At 39.0% G+C, this 21,447-nt stretch carries 14 protein-coding genes; 12 read left to right on the top strand and 2 right to left on the bottom strand.

Annotated elements, in window-relative coordinates; genetic code table 11:
- Positions 1–236 precede the first annotated feature (236 nt).
- Positions 237–2,150, top strand: coding sequence for a transcriptional regulator (locus CXF71_RS12745; RefSeq protein ID WP_101233322.1), 1,914 nt, complete (start codon positions 237–239; stop codon positions 2,148–2,150).
- A gap of 11 nt (positions 2,151–2,161) precedes the next feature.
- Here CXF71_RS12745 and CXF71_RS12740 read toward each other — a convergent pair whose 3' ends face one another.
- A complete protein-coding gene (locus CXF71_RS12740; RefSeq protein WP_101233321.1) occupies positions 2,162–4,570 on the bottom strand; it encodes a tetratricopeptide repeat protein in 2,409 nt (802 codons plus the stop codon).
- A 217-nt stretch (positions 4,571–4,787) separates the two neighbouring features.
- Entirely contained in the window at positions 4,788–6,443 is a 1,656-nt protein-coding gene (locus tag CXF71_RS12735; protein ID WP_101233320.1) for an SUMF1/EgtB/PvdO family nonheme iron enzyme, read from the bottom strand.
- Between the two features lie 444 nt (positions 6,444–6,887).
- Between CXF71_RS12735 and xdhA the strand changes: the two genes are divergently transcribed.
- The 11 genes from xdhA (at position 6,888) to CXF71_RS12680 (ending at position 21,341) form a co-directional block, all read left to right on the top strand.
- A complete protein-coding gene (xdhA, locus tag CXF71_RS12730; protein ID WP_101233319.1) occupies positions 6,888–8,381 on the top strand; it encodes a xanthine dehydrogenase small subunit in 1,494 nt (497 codons plus the stop codon).
- Positions 8,381–10,798 carry a xanthine dehydrogenase molybdopterin binding subunit gene (gene xdhB, locus CXF71_RS12725; protein ID WP_101233318.1) on the top strand — a complete coding sequence of 806 codons (2,418 nt, stop codon included), beginning with the start codon at positions 8,381–8,383 and terminating at the stop codon, positions 10,796–10,798. The genes xdhA and xdhB overlap by 1 nt, the downstream gene beginning before the upstream one ends.
- 58 nt (positions 10,799–10,856) lie before the next feature.
- On the top strand, positions 10,857–11,756 hold the full coding sequence (gene xdhC / locus CXF71_RS12720; protein WP_101233317.1) for a xanthine dehydrogenase accessory protein XdhC: 900 nt from the start codon (positions 10,857–10,859) through the stop codon (positions 11,754–11,756).
- A 251-nt stretch (positions 11,757–12,007) separates the two neighbouring features.
- The gene (allB, locus tag CXF71_RS12715; protein ID WP_101233316.1) at positions 12,008–13,363 is read left to right on the top strand and encodes an allantoinase AllB; all 1,356 of its coding nucleotides are present in this window, start codon (positions 12,008–12,010) and stop codon (positions 13,361–13,363) included.
- 100 nt (positions 13,364–13,463) lie between these two features.
- Positions 13,464–14,516 (top strand): allantoicase, encoded by a 1,053-nt coding sequence (alc, locus tag CXF71_RS12710; RefSeq protein WP_101233315.1) that lies wholly within the window; start codon positions 13,464–13,466, stop codon positions 14,514–14,516.
- A 70-nt stretch (positions 14,517–14,586) separates the two neighbouring features.
- The gene (gene uraD, locus CXF71_RS12705; RefSeq protein ID WP_101233314.1) at positions 14,587–15,108 is read left to right on the top strand and encodes a 2-oxo-4-hydroxy-4-carboxy-5-ureidoimidazoline decarboxylase; all 522 of its coding nucleotides are present in this window, start codon (positions 14,587–14,589) and stop codon (positions 15,106–15,108) included.
- Positions 15,109–15,135: 27 nt separating this feature from the next.
- A complete protein-coding gene (gene uraH / locus CXF71_RS12700) occupies positions 15,136–15,477 on the top strand; it encodes a hydroxyisourate hydrolase (RefSeq protein WP_101233313.1) in 342 nt (113 codons plus the stop codon).
- Between the two features lie 101 nt (positions 15,478–15,578).
- Positions 15,579–16,085: an ureidoglycolate lyase gene (locus CXF71_RS12695; RefSeq protein ID WP_101233312.1), complete on the top strand. Its 507-nt coding sequence runs from the start codon at positions 15,579–15,581 to the stop codon at positions 16,083–16,085.
- A 108-nt stretch (positions 16,086–16,193) separates the two neighbouring features.
- The gene (guaD, locus tag CXF71_RS12690) at positions 16,194–17,546 is read left to right on the top strand and encodes a guanine deaminase (protein ID WP_101233311.1); all 1,353 of its coding nucleotides are present in this window, start codon (positions 16,194–16,196) and stop codon (positions 17,544–17,546) included.
- A 384-nt stretch (positions 17,547–17,930) separates the two neighbouring features.
- Positions 17,931–19,130 carry a urate hydroxylase PuuD gene (locus CXF71_RS12685; protein WP_101233310.1) on the top strand — a complete coding sequence of 400 codons (1,200 nt, stop codon included), beginning with the start codon at positions 17,931–17,933 and terminating at the stop codon, positions 19,128–19,130.
- A gap of 9 nt (positions 19,131–19,139) precedes the next feature.
- Entirely contained in the window at positions 19,140–21,341 is a 2,202-nt protein-coding gene (locus CXF71_RS12680; protein ID WP_101233309.1) for a malate synthase G, read from the top strand.
- The last annotated feature ends 106 nt before the right edge of the window (positions 21,342–21,447 follow it).

The raw sequence follows: 21,447 nt of genomic DNA, 5'->3' as shown, positions 1-21,447 counted from the left end.
TGATTTCAGCCTGAATTTAGTGAATATCAAACGTCTAACAACGTCTAACACCGTCGACAAAATCAATAAGGTAATAAAATTAAATCAATAATGCCACGTAAATGAATACTAGCAAGTCGTTACTTTAAGATAATAAAATTTCAACTGGAAATATATTTACACAATCCACCCTGACACTTTGATAACTAATCAGTTAAGATAAATGCGAAACAATCATTCAGGTACTTAAGTAAACGATGCGTTATAGCTTTAAACATTTTGAATTTGACAGCGAGAGTCTAGTCTTAGTAGAAAATGGCCAGTCATTAGCCATTCGCCACAACGAAGCGAAACTACTTGCCCTACTTATTGAACAAGCAGACAAAGTGCTGAGTAAGGACGATATTCTAGCGCAAGTCTGGCAAGGTAAAGTCGTTTCTGAGCAAGCGGTATTTCAAAACATTAGTCATTTAAGAAGTTTATTTGGTAACGATGCCATTAAAACGTTTCCTAAGCGAGGCTATCAGTGGCTGTTAGCTACTGAAATGATATTATCAGTATCTGAACAAAACCGAACAACTAATAATGCTGTTGTTCCATCGAGTACCTCGCCGGCCATTTCTCCGGCTACTCTATCGAACACATCACAGAGTGCTTTACCTAGCTCTGCACCAAGCCCTTTACCGACAACAGCACAGGCTAAAGTAAAGAATTATTGGTCATACGCATTGATTGCTAGTGTAATGCTGTTCATTATTGTTGTAATCACTTTTCAAAGTACAACGGCTCCACAAGGCGAAAGTGTACTGAAAAATATTGCTTACATTCCTATTTCGAACGTCCAAGGTAAAGATGACATTCGCCTTGAAGATAGTATTACTCTTGATGATAACGAATATTTTGATTTCACCGCGATACCCAATATCACCACTGCAGAGTTTAACAATACCCTAGAGCTGCAATATCGCAGCTTAGCGCCTACTCACCCAATAATATTAACGGCGCAAGTTCGCAGACATGACCAAGAGAGTTATATTGATTTTCTAGTGAAAGGGCCTTTTGCTGATTGGCAAGGACAGTTAACCGGTGTTTCTACCGATGACGTTATCAAACAATTACAGCAGCATTTACAGCAGAATGTCATTTATGACCTACTCAATAACGCGCAAACGCCAGAACTTAAACAAGCAAACTTATCCATCGCACACCAACGTTCTCCTAATGATCTCATTATTTTAGGGGCGTTAATTAGTGCCTATATTCAAATGGGAGAATTGGAAAAGGCCATGGTCATGGCAGATAAATTGGCGAATAGTGCGGAGGGACAAGGCAATTGGCAACAACTGGGAAATGCCTTACTTTTTCAGAGTCAAATCCTTACCCGTAAAGAGTTATATGAACTAAGTTCACATAAACTGACTTCAGCCATTAAGTACTTTGAGCAAATTGGCGATTTAAAACGTCAAGCCGATGCGTGGCTTGCTCATTCATGGTTAGACCATCAAGAAGATGATTATGCCGCGATTAAAGTGAATTTACTTAACTCGGCACAATTATCTCTTGATGCCAAAGACGTGCCACGTGAATTAGATGCACTAACCTACTTATCTGTACTCGCGCATAAACACCATGAAGAAGTAGACAGATACCTGTACTTACAACAAGCCGAAAGTAAGATGAAAAGTTACCAATTGCCTATTTATCATTTTGCTAAAATCCCCTTTCATTACGCTATTTTTGCTAAAACGCCTTCAGATAAAGAACCCCATTGGAAACAGGTATTGGAATATACACAGTTAACACCGGACCATTGGGTCGCGCAATCTAGTCGACGACAATTAATGCAACATTATCTCAAACAAGACAGGCTGATAGAGGCGGAAGCCTTGATTACAAGTAATGCGACGGATAATGCACAAAATTCTTATCTTAAAACCTTGCTAGCACAAGCGAATGTAAACACTGAGCTTTTCAATCACCATGCACAGCGCACTTTTGAACAAGCAAGACTTGCTGGAAATAAAGACCTGAGTTTAGATATAGCCTTATTACTATGTAGTGATCCAATCGCACAAGTGAACTACGACTTCTACTCGCAATACATTCAGGACAATGCCAATAAATACTGGTTACAAGATAATAAGGAAAAGCTGTTAGCTGTTAATTTATAAACCCACAGTCCTTAATTAAGATTAAGCTTTTCATATGATTTTTTGGCTTCTATATGTCCTAGAACAGCAGCTTTTTTAAGATGATACAGTGCTTTTTTTGCATCTTTATAATGATGGTAAGTACCACTAATTTCAAAATGGGCTCTGTTATTGTCTGGGTATAACGCGATAAACTTCCGCCAATAATTAATTATGGGTTGCCATTGTTTTGTTTGACCTAATACCATATCCAATGCCAGATAAAACTCTATTTGGTGTGGATCAATTTCAATCGCTTCTATTAACTTAATTGCTGCCCAATCAGCATCATTTTTTTTGATTGATGATAATGCCTCTTTATATAAAAGAGATGCTTGTTCATTTACTGCTTTATCACTGACTAATAACGCTTTATCTTTTACATCCCCTGATAATGAAAATCCATAGTATTCCCGATAATTTGCATTACCCACTACTTGTGTAAGCGCTTCAGTCTTCTCATTATATTTTGTACTATTAGATTGTAATGCATTGGCCAAGAGCTGATCCTCTTTTGCAGCACGGAAATTTTTTAAACGCGTTTGCGTTAAAGATCGCCAATAGTAATAGTCATGATCATTACTATTCAATGCAATGGATTGATTAAAAAAACCTAGTGCTGAAGAGTAATGCTGCTGACGATATTCACTTTTACCTTTCTTCCATAATAATTTATCATTTGAGCCGAATTTAAGTCCTTTACTATAAAATATCCCCGCCTCATGATGATCACCGTCTATAGCTGCTATATCACCAGCTTCTTCAAATAAGTAACCTTTTAATAAAACTAACTGATCATTTTTATCACTATGAAATTGGGCCTCGTCAACAACACGCTTTATTGTTCTATAGTTACCGCCCCATCTAGGTTGAGCGGCAATTAAAAATCGATATCTGAGTAAGTAAGAGCCTTCAAATTTACCGATAACGTCACTATAAATTTCTTGAGCAAGATCGTAATCCCCCAAAGTTCTATTTACATCAATCATCAGAGCAGTAGCCACTAACTCAAAGCGATTATTAGCCTTTGCTTCTGCCAATAACTTTTTACTCTTTAGCAATAAGACCTCCATGGCTTTAATATCTTCTACTGGGGTAGAACTTGAACCATTTGTTCCTCTCGTACGCCAAGCTTTACCATAGTAATAAAAAGCCTCTGCAAGTACAGGTTGTAAATTTTCCGGTTGTTGTCTTTTCCAACGAAGAATAGCGCTTAGCACTTGTTTATCATCAATTGAAAATGACAGGTACACTTTATAAAGCAAGCTATCATAAGAAATATCTGATGCTAATAATGTATGGTAAGTTTCAAGCTTGCTGGAGAGAGATTTAAACTCTGAATTTTTGACCATTTTAATTATTTCCGGCGAAATTAACGGAATATTTTTGGATGAAAACTCAACATCAGCTTGGCTGATGTTATTATCCAGTTCTTGCTCTGCTGCCAGCAAAACTCGCTCGGTTTCCATGACAAAGTTATTTTCTGCCTCAAACCCAGAGAAGTAATTTAGTGATAAAAAAGCTAGAGAAATTAATGCTGTATATAAAGCATTAATGAACGAATTTTCTTCTTTATTTTTGTTAATTAATGTTAAGAACACCTTAGAAAAAACGTATAAACATATTAACTGAATCACGAAAAAAAAGCTGAAACCTATTGGACTACTTTCCCAATAAATAGGAATGAAGTCATCATCAGGAAGTGTGAGGCTTAACGTTTGCATAGAGTAAAGCACTAAATTACCCCACCAAAAACATAAGGCGAAGAGTAAAGACCCCTGCACCCAAACAGAATCAATTATATGTTTAATGCTATTTTGAGTATGCTCATGCTCTGTTGCTGCTGTGATAGGCTTGCTTGGATATTTAGCATTATTAATACCCAAAACAGCAAGTATATTTATTAAGCTTTGCTCTGCAATTGAATTATACTCAATCACTAATGAGATATATTTTCCGTTATCATAAAGCTCAATAAATTCTGAGAGTTCTACCGCTTCAAGTATGTCATTAAAATCACTTTTATCATTCTTGAAATCATAAAAGCTCAGTACAATAGCGTTATCAAAATACCCCTCTTCAGCTCTTAAAAAATTAAAAATAATGTAGCTAAAGTCTTCTGTCTTTTTAAAGATTAGCCATGAAATGGTGCAATCTCTTCTTAATTTCATATTTGATGATGTTAAACCCCGATCTTGAAAAACGGCTGCTGCGATTGTCGATAAGAAGGTAAATGCGTTTTTACTTACTTTATGATTTAACTTAAAGCCCATTAAACGCAATTTATTCTGTATATCCTTATCATATTGCACCTTAGGGTATCTAATAAGTGAAATATAAATAGCATAAATGATTAGAAAAAATAAAATAATGTGGAAAGTTTCAAATCCATAAAATGTCATGACAGTCCTTGTCTTGCTCTGCAGAGAGCAAGTCGCGATAAATGTTAGTTAATTATATTTATCGCTAATATATTATAGTTAACACTACAATAACATTATTCAATATCCGGTAAAATTTTAATCTAATTTCATTAGGTTAAGTAATAATTATAACCTTGAGTGATACGTACCAAAAGCTAACAACCTGTAGGCTTTTGATACATATGCTTTTAAATCGCTATATCTTTTTAACTGCTAACCAATTTAGTTTCCAGTTATTATCCAATGATTTCAAGGTCACGGTATTTTTACCTTTTTTCAGTTGAACTGCTAATCCTTGTTGCGTTTTCCACTCGTGATATCCGCCTGTTTGAGTTACCAGCTCAATACCAATACTTTTATCATTCGCTAGTACTTCAAAACCTTTAGTATCACGTGGTGATGCAACGCGATATTCAAGTTGGTAAGTTCCTGCTTCAGATACTTCAATTTGATAGGTAAACAAAGCATCTGCACCAATACCTCCCGCGCCAGTAAAGTTATAACCACCATCTACATCAGAGGTTCTTGCCAGTGAACTGTCACTAGACTCTGCCGCTGATTCGGCTTCAACACGACCAGGAATTCTTACCCAACCAGCTAGCGTTGATACTGGTTCGCTATAATAACTCTGTTGATGATATTTAACCGCCACAACCGTGTACTCAATTTTCATTGTACCGACATATTTCTCGGTAAAGTTTGTTTCAGTTAAATTTGTCGCTAACAATTTAAACATACCACCTGAAACTTCATTACGGTAAACACGGTAACTTTCAATATCCTTATCAAGACTTTTATCCCAAGTAATAGTCACCACACCATTATCTTGCTGTAATTTCACATTACTGACCGCAACTGGAAATGAAGGCTGTATATCGCGTCGTTTTTGCTCTTGTTCTTGGGCAAAGGTTAACTTGGTTAAAAACGATGTCGTTGCTGAGGATAATTTGGGTGCTTTGCCGTCAAGTGCTAACCTAAAACCATCAACACCACCGGAAAAGTCTTCCGGGATACTACCTCGCTGGGCTGATGGCCAATGACTCCAGTGCCAACTTCCACCACGTGTTGAGCGGCTTTCACATTTTTCATCTATATATGCTGAGCCATCTTTTGGCGTGTTGCTGTAATCTTCACTTCGACAATCGGCGAGCATCTCTAACACATTACTTACTACATCATGTAAACCGAACTGATTGGCTTTGTACATGCCAACTATGCTGGCGTAAGCAGAATGGTCATCACAATGTGACAATTCGCCCGACCAATTGTAATAACTAGTATTGCCATCACGTTGTAAAACAGTTTCACCAGTTAGATCAGCAGTATTAGCGTAATCGCATACTTTGGTTAAATCTGGGTCTTCACCATAAAAATAATCGGTTTTGGTACCTGCTTTTGCGGCATATTCCCACTCAGCTTCACTGGGTAAACGGTACGGTTTACCGGTCTCTTTGGCTAACCAATTAGTATAAGCATTAGCCGCTTGCCAGTTAATACAAACCACTGGTTGAAACTCACTCGTGTTTAATGCATTGGTTTCCCAGTTTCCTTTTGATGATTGCCTGAACCAACCATTAAGTTGATGACGACATTCTTGTGGTACCGCATAGTTGGTTGCCTCTACGAATTGACGAAATTCATTCACCGTCACTTCATACTTACCCATGCTAAATTCGGAGATATTTACCTTATGAAGGGGTTGTGAGTTTTCACTTTCCGTTGAGCCCATTTCAAAACTGCCCGCAGGAATTGTCGCCATAATAGGTTCTATTACTTTAATACTGTCACCAGCAAAAAGTGCATGGCTTGTTACTGATAAAAATAGCGCCGTTACTAATTTATTAAGTTTCATTGAGTCTTCCTTTTTTTTGAGAACACCACAATGAGAAAAACAGCCTTGAAAGTCCTATTAAAAAGCTAGTTATTGCTCAAAATAGAAAAATCCTAGAAATATAGCGTTATAAAACACCCATGGATACTTATTCAATCAGATTAATTTCACATGGTGAAATTAGCATTATGAATAGCTTACTGATAAATATGCGCTGATAAACTGAAATAACCTTCTTTAAAAAAAACCACGTAAAATACTGTTTTATAACAAGATAAACACTAAGAACCAACCATTACTTCCTGCTATCTAAAAATAATAACTCGCTGTTTAGTGTATTTACTCAAAGCTATAATGAACAAATAAATCAAAGCTGACACTTGTGTCAACTTATGATTCTGCTATAGTCAATTCATACGAATATTCGAATCGACACTAAAAATCAAAATTAAAGCGGAAAGAATAATGGTAGCAAATACAATAAAATTCCTGTTAAACAACGAGCTAGTAAATATTGAAAACTTAGATCCTAATACGACGGTTTTACAATATTTACGTGAAGAGCAATTTAAATCGGGTACAAAAGAAGGCTGTGCTTCCGGTGACTGTGGTGCTTGTACCGTAGTACTCGCTGAACTAGATTCTGAAAAACCTAGTCAACTTACTTATAAATCAATTAACGCCTGTATTACCTTTGTCGGTAATTTACATGGCAAGCAATTGATCACCGTTGAAGACTTAAAAGATGGCGCTAAATTGCACCATGCTCAGCAAACGATTGTTGATAACCACGGTTCACAATGTGGCTTCTGTACGCCAGGTTTTGTAATGTCGTCATTTGCTTTACATAAGCAAAATAACAAACCAAATCGTGCTGAAGTACTAGAAGCATTAGCAGGAAATTTATGTCGTTGTACGGGTTACCGTTCAATAATTGAAGCGGCAATGACTTCTAGCGAAGGTAATCAAGACGATTCTTTTGCTAAGCATTACCAACAAACGCTAGTAACACTTACTGAGCTAGATAAATTACCAACCCCTACATTAAATGGTAATGGTAATACTTATATCGCTCCGCAGAACATTGATGAGTTAGCAACAGAATTAGTACGTGAACCAAAATCAACGTTAGTGGCTGGTGGTACCGATTTAGCCCTTTCAGTTACCCAAAACTTAGCTGTTGTTAAAAAGCTAGTGTATGTAGGCAACGTTGCTGAATTAACCACTATTGAAGAAACTGAGTCTGAAATAGTTATTGGTTCTGCATTACCCTACAGTGATTTTATCGATACTTTACACCACTACTACCCAGATCTTGGTGACATGATTGAGCGTATTGGTGCGAAACAAGTTCGTAATACCGGTACTTTAGGCGGAAACATAGGTAACGCTTCGCCTATCGGCGATATGCCTCCTGCATTAATTGCACTTGGCGCAACGATGACGCTGCACCTTAACGGCAAAGAGCGTACTATCTTAGTTGAAGAATTTTTCCTTGATTACAAGAAAACGGTTCTGCAAACCTCTGAATTCATCAAGTCTATTACAATTCCTAAGCCCCTTGCTGGTCAAACACTTAAGCTTTACAAGATATCCAAGCGCTTAGATGATGATATTTCTGCGGTATTAGCCGCATTCTTCATTGAGCAAACACCTACAGAAAACGGCCAAAAAATTACCAATGTGCGTTTAGCATTCGGCGGTATGGCGGGTATTCCTAAGCGTGGCCTCGCGGCAGAAGCTGTATTACTAGGTGATGGGCAAGGTAATAGCTTAACGAAAGAGCTAGTAGCACAAGCTAAAGAAGCGCTAGCGACTGATTTTCAGCCTATGACTGATGTACGTGCGTCGAGTAAGTATCGTCTGACCGTAGCTCAAAACCTTATCGAGAAATGCTATTTAGAGCTACAAAGTGCCCAGACAAGAGAAGTTATTGAAACACGAGTGGTGAATTACTAATGCGTAGTCTAATAAATATAAAGAAAAGTGATGTAAAAAAAGCCGATTTACACACGGTAAAAACTAACGCTGACAAAGATGTAGTTAACGGACAAAAAAATATTGGTTTAGGTGGCGTAGGTCGCTCTAAAAAACATGAAAGTGCTGACAAGCAAGTAGCGGGTGAAGCCATTTATGTTGATGACCGCCCCTCTCTTCGTGGCGAATTACATGCAGCCGTTGGTCAATCAACCATGGCTCATGCAAATATCATTTCAATGGACTTATCTGCCGTTAAAGCGGCAGAAGGTGTGGTAAAAGTAATTACCGTTGAAGATGTACCAGGTCATACTGATATCGGCCCGGTATTTCCAGGTGACCCAGTATTAGCTATTGGTAAAGTAGAATTTGTTGGTCAACCACTTTTCGCCGTTGCAGCAACAAGTTTCGACTTGGCACGTAAAGCCGTTAAATTGGCAAAAGTTGAGTATGAAGAACTTGAAGCAGTACTTACCGTAAAAGACGCTTTAGCTAAAAAAAGCTTTGTTCGTCCGCCACATACGTTGAAACGTGGCGATTCTGAATCTGCAATTGCGGCTGCTGAGCATCAATTATCAGGGGAGATCGTTGTTGGTGGTCAAGAGCATATGTATCTTGAAGGCCAAGTTTCAACAGCAGAGCCTACTGAAGATGGTGGTATGAACATCTACACTTCTTCACAACATCCAAGTGAAGTACAAAAGTTGGTCGCTGAAGTACTTGATATTCCACTAAACAAAGTATTAGTTGATATGCGTCGTATGGGTGGTGGTTTCGGTGGTAAAGAAACGCAAGCTGCACCTTGGGCATGTATTGCCGCTTTACTTGCAAATGAAACAAAACGCCCCGTTAAGTTTAAGTTAGCGCGTTTAGACGATATGGTAATGACAGGTAAACGTCACCCATTTGAAAACAACTACACCGTTGGTTTTGACAAAAATGGTCAAATCAAAGGCATTAACATCGAAGTAAATGGTAACTGTGGTTACTCACCTGATTTATCTGATGCGATTGTTGATAGAGCGATGTTTCACTCAGATAATGCTTACTATTTAGATCAAGCAACTATTACCGGTAACCGCTGTAAACTAAACACTGTTTCTCATACCGCTTACCGTGGTTTTGGTGGTCCTCAAGGTATGATGACTATAGAACTGATCATGGATGAAATTGCTCGTCACCTAGGTAAAGATCCATTAGAAATCCGCAAAATTAACTTATACGGTAAAGAAGAACGTAACGTTACTCATTATGATCAAACCATTGAACATAACAACTTAAGCGAGATCATTGAATCATTAGAAGAAAGTTCTGACTACCAAGCCCGTCGTAAAGCCATTACTGAATTTAACGCTACTAGTCCAATTTTGAAAAAGGGTATTGCCTTAACACCAGTGAAATTTGGTATTTCATTCACGGTACAGCATTTGAACCAAGCCGGTGCACTTGTTCATGTTTACACTGATGGCACAATTCACTTAAGCCATGGTGGTACTGAAATGGGTCAAGGTTTGAATACTAAAGTAGCGCAAATTGTTGCTGAAGAATTCCAAGTTGATGTTGATACGGTTGCTTGTTCTGCTGCCCGTACTGATAAAGTACCCAACTCATCGCCTACAGCGGCCTCTTCAGGTACTGACTTAAATGGTAAAGCGGCTGAAGCCGCAGCTAAAAGCATCAAACAACGTTTAATTGACTTTGCTTGTGATAAATATGACGTTGAAGCACAGCAAGTTCACTTTGAAAACAACAATGTTATTGTTGGCGAACAAACCTTTAGCTTTGCTGAGTTCTCGCAAATTGCTTACATGAATCGTGTTTCATTATCTTCTACTGGTTTCTACAAAACACCTAAGATTCACTATGATCGTGCTAGTGGTAAAGGACGTCCGTTCTTCTACTTCGCAACAGGTGCTTGTGTTTCTGAAGTAATCATGGATACCTTAACCGGTGAGTACAAAACACTGCGTACTGATATTTTACAAGATGTTGGTCACTCAATTAACCCAGCGATTGATATTGGGCAAATAGAAGGGGCTTTTGTGCAAGGCATGGGTTGGTTAACGACAGAAGAATTAGTATGGAATGAGCAAGGTCGTTTACTTTCAAATAATCCAGCGACTTACAAAATCCCTGCAATTAACGATGCACCAGAAGATTTTCGTGTTGCCTTAGTACCTGATGCGCCAAACCGTGAACACACTATTTATAACTCTAAAGCGGTTGGTGAACCACCGTTTATGTTAGGTATGGCTGTATGGTCAGCATTGAAAGATGCCGTTGCCAGTGTCGCTGACTACAAAGTTAGTCCTAAACTAGACACACCGGCGACACCTGAGCGTGTGTTATTTGCGGTTGAAGCGCTTAAAGCAACAACCACAGCGAGTGTGGCGAAGTAATTAACCCTTTCATTCGCTCTTAACTCACTCAGCAAGCGGAATATATAGGAATATCATCATGAAGATTAATTGGACCGGCGCGGTACACCAACTAAACAAACAAGGCAAAGCTTATGTTGTTGCGACAATTGTCGGTGTAACCGGTTCAACACCGCGTAATAGTGGCACCAAAATGGTGATAACCAATGAAGATATTTTTGACACTATCGGTGGTGGTCATCTTGAACATAAGGTGATTAAACATGCTCATCAGTTGTTAACGTCCGGTGAAGCTTGTCAGCAACTAGAACATTTTCAGTTAGGCGCACAATTAGGTCAATGTTGTGGTGGTGATGCCAGCGTATTATTTGAATGTTTTAGCGCTAGTGGTGCCAATATCATGCTATTTGGCGCAGGACATGTCGGTAAAGCACTGATCCCCATCTTAGCTGGCTTACCTTGCAGTATTACTTGGGTAGATAACCGCGCTGAGCAATTTCCAGATGATATCGACAGTTATTCTAATGTTACTGCGGTTATTAGTGAAAATCCCGAAGAAGAAGTGGCAAGCATGCCAGCAAACAGCTACTACATTGTGATGACGCACAACCATCAACTTGATTTTGACATTAGCCATAATATTTTAAAACGTGCTGATTTTGCTTATTCAGGCTTAATTGCTTCGGATACCAAATGGCGTCGTTTTCAACAGCGCTTTCAACATCGCGATATAGAAAAAAGCTTAGTAGATAAGATGAACTGCCCGATTGGTTTAGCGCAAGTTCAAGGCAAGTTACCAATGGAAGTAGCCGTGTCAGTTGCCGGTGAAATCATTCAGCTTTATCAAGCCAAACTGGCTGAAAAAACATTAACTAATCCAACGGTTAATAAACAAAAAAATGCCAAGCCACAGAGTTCAAAAAAAGGCATCGCTTGGCAAGAATTGAAAAGCTTAATGACAGAAGAAATAGTCAGTTAGCAAACCAAATAAACAAAGATATGCTCGCACATATTTACTGAAATGAACTCAATTTGAGAGAGTTATAGCTATTAAATTGAGTTCAGCTTACAACTTTCATTTTAAAATAAGCAATGAGGATAAATTTTCAAGAACAAGGCGCTCGATTGACTAATAGCTGGCTATTGGGATTGAAAGCAATGAAGTTATTGGATATTTAGACCATTGGAAAACACATTTAACAGGTTCATTACATTAGAGGAGTTAGCAAGGTGTCCCATTTTGCTCTACAAAGTACACAAGTAGTCATTGCAGGAAACATGATCGCGGCTTGCGTCGAAATCAAAGACCAGCTGATTCATGCTATTCACCCTTATGGCCAAGCACTCAACTGCGAAGTTAAAGACTTTGGTGAACAAGTTATTATGCCTGGCTTAGTCGACTCTCACGTTCATATCAATGAACCTGGTCGTACTGAATGGGAAGGTTTTAATACCGCTACTCAAGCTGCTGCTGCAGGTGGTATCACCGCCTTAGTAGATATGCCGTTAAACTGTATTCCAGTCACAACGACCAAAGCCGCTTTTCAAGAAAAGCTCGACTCTGTTGACGATAAACTTTGGGTAGATTGTGGTTTTTGGGGCGGTGTTATCCCTGATAATATTGATGAACTTGATGGGTTACTCTCTGCTGGTGTTCTCGGTGTTAAATCCTTTTTGATTGATTCTGGTATCGAAGAGTTCCCACCTGTTGAAGCCAAAGATATGCGCGCTGCTATGCCTATTTTAGCTAAATATGATGTACCTTATTTGATTCATGCTGAATTAGATTGTGGTCATTTTGATGACGTTGAAATCACTAAAAAATACGACTCTTTCTTAGAATCACGGCCAAAAAGCTGGGAAAACAATGCTATCTCGTTAATGGTTGATATGGCACGTGAATCAAAAGAAGCCGGTGATAATTGTAAAGTGCATATCGTGCATTTATCCTCTGATGAAGCATTAAGCACCATTGCACAAGCAAAGTCTGAAGGTTTACGTTTTACCGCTGAAACCTGCCCTCATTATTTAACCATTGCCTCTGAAAATATTCCAGATGGCAAAACATTATTCAAATGTTGTCCGCCAATTCGTGAAAACAAAAATCGTGAGCATTTATGGCAAGCCATTACCGATGGTCGCTTAGACTTTATCGTTTCTGATCACTCTCCTTGTACGCCAGAATTAAAACATATTGATACCGGCGATATTGAAAAAGCATGGGGCGGTATTTCAGCACTACAATTTGGTCTCTCTTTAATCTGGACTGAAGCCAAAGACCGTGGTTTTACCTTGGTAGATTTAGCACGTTTAATGTCACTAGAAACCGCTAAATTTGCTGGTTTAGATGGAATTAAAGGTGCTATTAAAGTAGGTAACCATGCAGATTTTTGTGTTTTTGATCCAACGATTGAATACACCATTACCACCGAAATGATCAAACATAAGCACAACATTACCCCTTATGCAGGTCGCAAAGTATTTGGTCAAGTAAACCATACCTTTGTGCGTGGTTTTCATGTTTATCAGCAAGATGAATTCATTAATTCGCCAATAGGTAGACCACTACTTAAAGGTCAGTTGTAAGCTTGGTAAAATACTGAATCAAAATAATAAAATTAACATTCACGCAATGTATCAGAGTCGACAAAGGCTTGCCTGACAATGCAGTAACTGGAGAAAAGAAATGATTGAAGATTGGTTAGCACAAAACAAATTGTCGGCAGAAGAAGCGGTATTAGAGCAAAAATTAAAAACGCATTATGTAGATTTAGCCAGCGAAAAAGTGGGTGGTGAAACACTGTCTTGTAGTGATGATTTCTTCGCAGAAATGGAAAACTTATTAAAAGTAGGCCGTGGTATTTTTATCGAAGAGAAATTTACTGAACGTGGTAAATGGATGGACGGTTGGGAATCACGCAGAAGTTATGGCCGTAATAATGGTCGTGATTCTGATTGGTGTATTATCCGTTTAGGCATCAGTGGCGTTATTCGCGCTTTTGATATCGATACCAACTACTTTCGTGGCAACGCGCCAGAAAAAGTTTCCGTAGAAGCTTGTGTTAGTGAAGTACAGCCAAATGCAGATACCGTTTGGCAGACAATTTTTGAAGCGACTGACGTTAAAGCGCATAGCCAAAATCTGTTTGAAATATCGAATAATACCGCCTTTACTCATGTACGTTTAACTATGTTCCCTGATGGTGGTATTGCGCGTTTCCGTGTTTATGGTGAAGCAGATGTAAACTGGAATGACTTTGTTGACGGTGAACTTATTGATTTAGCTTCGATTAAAAATGGTGCAAAAGCGTTGTTAGTAAGCGATATGTTTTTCAGTGATAAAAACAACCTAATCATGCCTGGCCGTGGCGCCAACATGGGTGATGGTTGGGAAACTAAACGTCGTCGTGATCCAGGTCCAGATTGGTCAATTGTTAAACTTGCCGCTACGGGTAGTGTTAATAAAGTCATCATAGATACCTGTCACTTTAAGGGTAACTTTCCTGATACTTTCATGCTTGAAGGTTGTATCAGCGATAGCGATGATTTCACTGAAAATGCACCGAGCGTTACTTGGACGCCGATTATTCCAAGTACTAAGTTGTATGCGCATCGTGAACATTTATTTACTAAAGAAATCATCACAGAAAAAGATCAACCTTTTACTCACGTACGTTTAAGTATTTTCCCTGATGGTGGTATTTCTCGACTGCGTGTTTTTGGTAACCGTCAAGGTTAATAAGCATGCTAAGTAACGGCATTTATTTAGATGTCGTTACACAGAGAAAGAGTAAATAGAGGAAACTATAATGAGATTAGAAGATTTAAACCAATTATCCGTAGCTGAGGCAAGTCATACGTTTATGCAATGCTGTACTTCAAGCACTTGGGTAAACAACATGGTAGCAGCGCGTCCATTTGCTGATACGACGGCAATAAAAAAAGCCGCTGATGATGCTTGGCTAGGTTTAACTGAACAAGATTATTTTGAAGCGTTTGAAGGCCATCCAAAAATTGGTGATGTCAGCAGTTTACGTGCTAAGTATGCTAATACCAAAGAATTAGCAGGTAACGAGCAAGGATTAGTTAAAGAAGCCAATGACGATGTACTTGAAGTACTTTCTCAAGGTAACAGCGACTATGAAGCAAAATTTGGCTTTATCTTTATTGTTTGTGCGACAGGTAAAAGTGCTAAACAAATGTCTGATTTATTACAGACACGTTTACCTAATAACAAAGCGCAAGAGTTGGTTAATGCCGCTGAAGAGCAACGAAAAATCTTTCAACTACGTATTACTAAAGCCTTCGGAAACGCATTAACTGAAGGCTAATCCGAATAATACTTTTAAGGAACAAATATGAGTCAAATTACTACCCATATACTTGATACTACCCGTGGTTTACCCGCGCAAAATGTACCGATTACCTTGTTTGCGCAAGACGGTAAAGGTTGGAAAGAAGTAAATGGTGGTGTCACTAATGGTGATGGTCGTTTACCGGGTTTATTAGCTGATAATGAAAAATTACCCGCTGGTGTTTACCGTATGCATTTTGCCACCGCTAGTTATTTTAAAGCCAATAACGAAACCGGCTTTTATCCCTACGTCGATATCGTTTTTGAAATTGACGCCAGTGGCACGCATTACCATATTCCATTATTGCTAACCGCCTATGGATACTCTACTTACCGCGGTAGTTAAGCCTACCTAAGTAAGGTTTAGCAAAAAAATTTATACACAATAGTTTCTAGCCAGTAGAAAAATATTAATAGCTAAGCATTATAATTAACAGAGAAGATAAGATGACCAGTAAAATCATTAATGTTATACCCCAAGAGCTAACGGCAGAGAATTTCTCCGCTTATGGGGATGTTATTTCAGTGTCCGAAAGTGCTGAACATTTCGCCATTAATGATGGCCACACTATGCGTTATCACAACCTTGCTGATGTTGACGTTGCTGAGCAACAGGGTAAAACCTTGCTTAATATTTTTCGTTCCACCCCGCTGGCTTTTCCTTTACCGATCGAAATGATGGAACGTCATCCTTTGGGCAGCCAAGCATTTATTCCTATGAGCAAGCAGCCTTATGTGGTGGTGGTTGCCCCCGCAGGTGAACTTGATATCTCAGCCATTAAAGTGTTTTTAGCAAGCGCTGAGCAAGGGGTAAATTACCATAAAGGTACTTGGCATCACTTTTGTTTAGCACTCAATGATGTCAGTGACTTTCTCGTAGTCGATCGCGGCGGAGAAGGTGATAACTGCGATGTAGAAAAACTCGACGGTTCAATCATCATTAATTTAGATTAAAATTTAGATAGCGTGCAATAAGCTAATCACAGTCAATTTTAAAGGCTAGCAGCACCAAATCATCAATACACAGATACAGTAAAATACATAAGTAATAGGTTAAGTAATATGTCGAATAACACTGCAAAAATTTCTTCAAAGAGTGAAGTAATAAGTAAACCAACCAATACCGGCTGCAAAGCATTTCGTGGCGAAGTACTACACTTTTTAGCCGATCCTGCCAAAGTCGCGAAAGAAGAAAGTTACCAGTACTTTGCAGATGGACTTTTAGTCATTAACAATGGCTTAGTCGAAGCCGTCGGTAATGCCAAAGACTTACTAACAACATTACCAGCCGATGTAGTCGTTACTCAATATGACAATGGCCTAATCATGCCAGGATTTATTGATACTCACGTGCATTATGCACAATCTGAAATGGTCGCATCTTACGGCGAACAATTACTTGAATGGCTTGAAAATTACACCTTCCCAGAAGAAAAACAATTTAGTGATATTGAACACGGTAAACGTGTAGCCGAATTTTTCTTAACGCAATTATTAGATGCAGGAACAACGACTGCTCTTGTATTTGGTACGGTGCATAAAGAGTCGGTTGACGCTTTTTTCACTGTCGCCCAACAGAAAAAATTACGCATGATTTGCGGTAAAGTTTTAATGAATCAAAACTGCCCAGACGATTTACAAGATACTGTTGAATCAGGGTATAACGACAGCAAGTCACTTATTGAAAAATGGCACAATACCGACAGATTACAGTATGCAATCACACCACGTTTTGCTCCTACGTGTTCAACAGAGCAAATGAATAAAGCCGGTGAGTTATTAAAAGAATATCCTGACGTTTATTTACATACCCATTTATCAGAAAACAAAGATGAAATTGCTTGGGTGAGTGAGTTATTCCCAGACAGTGAGGGTTATCTTGATGTGTACGATAAAAGCAGTTTATTAGGTCGCCGTAGTGTATTTGCTCACGGTGTACATTTACACGACCATGAATGTCAGCGCTTAAGTGAGACCAATTCTGCGATTGCTTTTTGTCCTACTTCAAACTTATTTTTAGGCAGTGGTTGTTTTAACTTAAAACAAGCTGAGCAGTTTGATGTCAATGTGGGTTTAGGTACTGACATAGGTGCTGGTAGCAGCTTCTCTATGTTGACCACACTCAACGAAGGTTATAAAACTCAGCAATTACGTGGCGATAAATTAAGCCCGTACAAATCATTGTATTTAGCCACGCTCGGTGGCGCAGTTGCCTTAGATTTAGAAGGTACTATTGGTAACTTCACCAAAGGCGCAGAAGCTGATTTTATTGTACTTGATTACCAAGCAACGCCTTTAATGGATGTTCGCATCAAACGCTGTAAAACGTTAACTGAAAAGCTGTTTGTCTTGAGCATGTTGGGTGACGATCGTCATGTCAAAGCTACTCACATCATGGGCGAAAAGGTTAATTAACAAATTATTTAATACCTGAAGCTTGCGAATACGGCATCAGAAGTACTCATTTATAGTTATAAATTCCGTGCTTCTTCTTTGTACTCACAAACTTCAGTCATCAACTAATTCACTAATGGTGTATTACATATAACAGACGGTTGCCTAGCTGGGTCTAAGGCAACATCGCTTAAGAGAAATAATTATTTAACAACGTAATTAATTAAAATTACGTTGTTATGCACATGGCTCAAGGACGTCATCCCCGTGGTGTATTAATCGGGGATCCAGTTTCTAAAAAGTAATGGATCTTCGAAGATGACTTTTCAACAAGCTCCTGAGTTAGCTAGTTAATCATAAAATTATAAAACGCTTACTACGAGTAAGCGTACAAAAGGAAAGACTATGGACCCGTATATTACTGAGTGGTTAAATTTAATCATTCGTTTCGCACATTTAATCGTTGGTATCGCTTGGATCGGTGCCTCATTTTATTTTGTTTGGTTAGATAACCATCTTGAAAAACCACCCGAATGGAAAGAAGAAAAAGGCATTTCAGGTGATCTCTGGGCTATTCACGGCGGTGGCTTTTACGAAGTAGCAAAATACAAATTAGCGCCACCAACAATACCAACAACCTTGCATTGGTTTAAGTGGGAAGCATATACCACGTGGATCACGGGTTTCTTATTATTATCGCTAATGTTTTATGTCGGCGCTGAGTCTTACTTAATTGACCCGCGCGTGAAAGATTTAACACAATGGCAAGCAATTGGCTTAGGCCTAGGCTCTATTGTTATTGGTGTGGGTAGTTATGAGTTATTAGTGAGAACCAAACTTAAAGATCACGGCTTAGTATTAGCGGTTATTTTATTCGTTATTGCTACGGCTTTATCTTACGGTTTAACGCAAGTATTTAGTGCGCGTGGTGCCTACATGCATATGGGTGCTATTTTAGGCACTATCATGGCTGGCAACGTGTTTTTTGGCATCATGCCATCACAACGTGCCTTAGTAAAAGCAGTAGAAGAGGGCTCTAAGCCTGACTCTAAATATGGTCTTAACGCTAAATTACGTTCAACACACAATACCTATATCACCTTACCCGTGTTATTCATTATGATTTCGAATCATTATCCAATTACCTATAACCACAGTGCTAACTGGTTAGTATTGATGGCAATTATTTTGATCACAGCTGCCGTTCGTCAGTATTTTGTTTTACGTCATTTTGGCAAACAAAAACCTATGGTCTTAGTTGGCTCTATTATCGCCACTATCGTACTTGCTTACGCTATTGCACCCAAAACAGTTGAACTAACAGCCGAGCAGAAACAACACGTAGTGACTGATGTACAAGTACAACAGATTATTGAAAGCCGTTGTAGTGCCTGTCATTCAGAAGCACCCACGGATGATATGTTTAAAACTCCGCAAGCAGGCGTTATTTTCACAGATATTGCTTCTATCAAGCAATGGGCACCACGAATTCAAGCGCGTGTTATTGACAGTAAAGACATGCCATTTATGAACAAAACCAAAATGACCGACGAAGAACGTCTAACGCTGTCACTTTGGTTAAACCAAAGAAAAGACAAAGAATAAGGGTAAAAAATGAAGCAAAAAACCATCAAGCACGGTTATAAGGTTGCTGGCTGCCTAGTTAATTTAGTCGAAAATGAAGTGTTACCGGGTCTTGCGATCAAGACCAATCACTTCTGGGATTCTGTTGCTGAAATTTTAGCTGTGTTTACTCCGCGTAATCAAAAGCTATTAGCTACCAGAGCTAATTTACAAGCACAAATTGATGTATGGCACAGTGATGCAGCAAACCAACCTTTTGACCAACCTTTTGACCAACAACGCTATCAATTGTTTTTAAAAGAAATAGGCTATCTGGTAGAAGAAAAAGCAGATTTTACTATCTCCACTAAAAATGTTGATGATGAGGTTGCTCTGGTAGCAGGCCCTCAACTGGTTGTTCCTTTGATGAATGCAAGATTTGCCCTTAATGCCGCAAACGCACGATGGGGTAGTTTGTATGACGCTTTATATGGCACAGACGTTATCGGCGATGATAACGGTGCCCAACAAACTAAAACATTCAACCCTGTTCGCGGACGTAGAGTGCAAGCATACGCGCGCAGGTTTTTAGACGATACATTACCACTAACATCTGGCAGTCATATTGATGCGGTGCAGTATCATATCGTTAAGAAAAACTTCACTGTTACCTTATTCTCTGGCGAACAAGTTCAGCTAAAAGATGCAGCACAATTTGTCGGTTACAATGGCTCTACCGATGCTCCGTCAGCGCTACTTTGTCGCCATAATGGTTTGCACATCGAAATCCAAATAGATAAAGATAACATTGTTGGTAAAACCGATGCCGCCTTTGTTAAAGATGTCGTATTAGAGTCAGCCTTAAGCACTATTCAAGATTGTGAAGACTCTATTGCTGCGGTTGATGCTAGTGATAAAACCGCTGTTTACCGTAACTGGTTAGGTTTAATGAAAGGTGACCTTGCTGAGATCATTCAAAAAGGTGACAAAACCATAACTCGTACCTTAAATCACGATCGTGATTATTTATCACCGAGCCAAGCGCCTTTTTCACTATCAGGAAGAAGCCTGCAGTTTATTCGTAATGTCGGCTTATTGATGACTACGGATGCTATCGTCACCGAAAAAGATGAAAATGTACCTGAAGGTATTGTCGATGGACTTATCACCACCTTAATTTCATTACATGATTTAAAAGGCAGCTCTAAATTTAAGAACTCCCAAAAAGGCAGCATTTACATTGTAAAACCTAAAATGCACGGCCCTGAAGAAGTTACTTTTAGTCATGACTTATTTAGCGCCATCGAGCGGCATTTAGGCTTGGCGGAAAATACCATTAAAATGGGTATTATGGATGAAGAACGCCGTACCTCAGCGAATTTGAAAGAATGTATTCGCGCAGCACAAACACGGGTTGCCTTCATCAATACTGGCTTTTTAGACCGTACCGGTGATGAAATACATACCAGCATGCTTGCTGGTGCTATGGCACAAAAAGAATTAATGAAAGATGAGCCGTGGATTAAGGCTTATGAACTTCGCAATGTTAGAATTGGTTTGCAAGCCGGTCTGCAAGGTAAAGCACAAATAGGTAAAGGCATGTGGGCCATACCTGACCAAATGTCAGCCATGGTAAAAAACAAAATAGCCCATCCACAATCAGGTGCAAACTGTGCTTGGGTACCCTCACCTACCGCAGCGACTTTACATGTGATGCATTATCACAAAGTCAATGTGCAAGCCGTGCAAAACGTTATGCAAGCTGAGTTTTCTTTACCTGGCACAATCAATGATTTAACTGATTTATTGACTATTCCTTTATTGAAAAACCAAGCTGACTTGTCAGCTGCGGCCATTCAAAAAGAATTAGACAACAACATTCAAGGCTTATTGGGATATGTGGTGCGTTGGGTTAACCAAGGCATTGGCTGCTCTAAAGTACCTGACATCGATAATGTTGCCCGCATGGAAGATAGAGCCACCTTAAGAATATCTAGTCAGCACATTTGTAACTGGCTACATCATGGTGTGATCAGTGAAAGCCAAGTGAATGAGTCACTAAAACGTATGGCGCCTATTGTTGATCAGCAAAATTCTAATGATACCAGTTACATAGCAATGTCGACTGATTTAGAGCATAGCATTGCCTTTAAAACGGCAGCGGAACTCATCTTCACAGGTAAAGAACAGCCCTGCGGTTATACTGAGCCGTTATTGCATCAACGTCGTGTGGAAGTAAAAGCCTCGTATTAATACATTAGCTATAAAAATGCGTGCCCGATAATGTGATCACGGGAATGACGACTGACCATATAAAGCAAGATGACTTACCCCGTAAGTTATCTTGCTTTTTGTTAAG

This window comes from Colwellia sp. 12G3, from assembly GCF_002836775.1.
In the GTDB taxonomy this organism is placed as follows: Bacteria; Pseudomonadota; Gammaproteobacteria; order Enterobacterales; family Alteromonadaceae; genus Colwellia.
This window is presented reverse-complemented; position numbering and strand designations above follow the sequence as displayed.

Coding starts and splice junctions, on each gene's coding strand:
- CXF71_RS12745 (WP_101233322.1), top strand. CDS start 237: ATGCGTTATAGCTTTAAACATTTTGAATTTGACAGCGAGAGTCTAGTC.
- CXF71_RS12740 (WP_101233321.1), bottom strand. CDS start 4,570: ATGACATTTTATGGATTTGAAACTTTCCACATTATTTTATTTTTTCTA.
- CXF71_RS12735 (WP_101233320.1), bottom strand. CDS start 6,443: ATGAAACTTAATAAATTAGTAACGGCGCTATTTTTATCAGTAACAAGC.
- xdhA (WP_101233319.1), top strand. CDS start 6,888: ATGGTAGCAAATACAATAAAATTCCTGTTAAACAACGAGCTAGTAAAT.
- xdhB (WP_101233318.1), top strand. CDS start 8,381: ATGCGTAGTCTAATAAATATAAAGAAAAGTGATGTAAAAAAAGCCGAT.
- xdhC (WP_101233317.1), top strand. CDS start 10,857: ATGAAGATTAATTGGACCGGCGCGGTACACCAACTAAACAAACAAGGC.
- alc (WP_101233315.1), top strand. CDS start 13,464: ATGATTGAAGATTGGTTAGCACAAAACAAATTGTCGGCAGAAGAAGCG.
- uraD (WP_101233314.1), top strand. CDS start 14,587: ATGAGATTAGAAGATTTAAACCAATTATCCGTAGCTGAGGCAAGTCAT.
- uraH (WP_101233313.1), top strand. CDS start 15,136: ATGAGTCAAATTACTACCCATATACTTGATACTACCCGTGGTTTACCC.
- CXF71_RS12695 (WP_101233312.1), top strand. CDS start 15,579: ATGACCAGTAAAATCATTAATGTTATACCCCAAGAGCTAACGGCAGAG.
- guaD (WP_101233311.1), top strand. CDS start 16,194: ATGTCGAATAACACTGCAAAAATTTCTTCAAAGAGTGAAGTAATAAGT.
- CXF71_RS12685 (WP_101233310.1), top strand. CDS start 17,931: ATGGACCCGTATATTACTGAGTGGTTAAATTTAATCATTCGTTTCGCA.
- CXF71_RS12680 (WP_101233309.1), top strand. CDS start 19,140: ATGAAGCAAAAAACCATCAAGCACGGTTATAAGGTTGCTGGCTGCCTA.